The organism is Stieleria sp., assembly GCF_041595215.1.
Lineage (GTDB): Bacteria > Planctomycetota > Planctomycetia > Pirellulales > Pirellulaceae > Stieleria > Stieleria magnilauensis.
The window spans coordinates 1-1,869 of record NZ_JBFHKV010001379.1; the positions used below are offsets into that span (position 1 = coordinate 1).

Annotated in this window: 1 protein-coding gene; it reads right to left on the bottom strand. The window is 58.4% G+C overall.

Annotation, left to right across the window (positions count from 1 at the left end; genetic code table 11):
* On the bottom strand, positions 1 to 1,869 hold a 1,869-nt coding region (locus ABX749_RS31445; RefSeq protein ID WP_372899512.1), incomplete at both ends, for a family 78 glycoside hydrolase catalytic domain.

Here is a 1,869-nt window from a genome sequence, read left to right on the forward strand (position 1 = left end):
GGGACCTTGCCGCGGGCCGATTCTATATCAGCTGGGCAGGGTCGAATCGTGGCGGTGGTCCAGCCTGGGGTTCGCGGCTGCGCCCCGAGCACGTGTCGCGGCAGCAGGTTCGCCGGCGCGGCGCCCCATGCGTGGTTCCAATCCTGGTTGGGTTTGTATTTCATCTCCCAAGCTTCCCAGGTGATCGTGGTGCCGCTGTTGGCCATGTGTTTCCAACTGCGATCGCCGTCGGCCAGGATCAGGTCCAGCGCCTTTTGACTGGCATCCGCTGAAAACAGTGCGTCCATGAAGTACTGCGCCGCATACACGCTGCACTGCATCTTCTTTTGCTTCAACCACGACAGCACACCGTCACGTTTTTCATCAGGGACCAGGCCGAACGCCAGGGGAAAGAAGTTGGCGTGGACGCTGCTGTGGTCCGTCTCAATGCCATCGCGGTAAATGCCGGCGTCTTGATCGAACAGTTTGTCCTGAAACGACGCGCGAGCCAATTTGATTCGAGACTCAAAGGCATCGGCGTCAGCCTCGTTGCCGATCGCCCTGGCCATTTCCGCCATCTGCTCCATCGCTTTGATGTGAAAGGCGTTGACGACGGTGTTGATCTCGGTGAACACAAACCCGTCTCGCTCTTGCTTCGGCCAGTCGACGATGTCGTGTCGATTCTGATCCGCTTCATCGCTGCGAACCAAGCCGTCTTCACCGCTGCGGTGCATCAACGTCTTCGCCTTCAACGATTCGTAGCGCTGTTTCAACCACTCGGTGTCGCCGTTGTGCATCCATTCGGCATGCGCCATGAACACCATGTGCGGTGCCCATTCGCTCGGCCAAGTGCCGTTTTCCATCAGCCAGTCGAACGTCCGCGCGGCCATCTTGACGTCGTCGTCGGTCGTGTAATGACTCAGTTGGTTCAAATAGGCGTCGGCCTCGTAGGGGATGCGTTCACGGTCCCCGTCGACGTACACGCCGGCAAACGTGGTGGCCTTGATGCTGTATTTGCACAGGTCCCAAATGCGGTTGAGGGTTTCGTTGGAACACTCGAACGCACTTGCATCGTCGTTCCACGTTGCCGAGTATGCGTCTCGTCGGCGAACGAGATCGAACGGATAGTCCGGGCCAACCCCTTCGATCTCCACCCAGCGAAACGGCATCACGGGTTGCCACTGCGGTGGTGTCAAAACCGCTGGTGGGTTCGCGTAGATCAATCCGGATTGCTGCACATTGCGGGGGTCCACCGGAGCCGGCACGACCCAGGTGCCGAGCTGCTGGCCAAGACGAATGGGTGTCATTCCATATCGAACGGTTCCCGGCGGAGTCTGGTCAATACGGCCGTCCTTCAATTTTTCGCCGAAATGCACGTTCGCCGTACCGCGGCCCGAGGGAACCGGCATGGCGATGTTTCCGAAAGCGACGGTGCCAAAATCGATCTGGGTAACCGTCTCGCTGATTCGTTTGATGGAAAGAGGCTGCTGCTCTGTTAACGCCCCATGCTGCCGGGCGGGAATCTCGGGCAACTCTTTGATGAACAGATTGCGAAAACGATACGTCTGTCCTTTTTCACCGTGATGTTGAATCCCGATGTAGCCGCTCGCGTCGGTGGCATCGCGAAAGCGAACCGTTTCCACCCCATTGACCTCGATCCGAATCACATCGTCGACACAGGTGATTTCGTAGCGATTCCATCCGTTGCGATTGAGCGCATCGCAGACGCGAGGCGTTGCAAAAAACTGCTGTGATTCTTCGGCGTGTGCGAGGAACTGATCCTTTGATCGCCCTTTGGTGCTCGACCAAATCCATCCGCGTCGGGCTTCATCGTACAGGCCTCCCGACCAGCGCCGGTCCGAACCGTCGCACTCTGCCTGGTAGCCATAA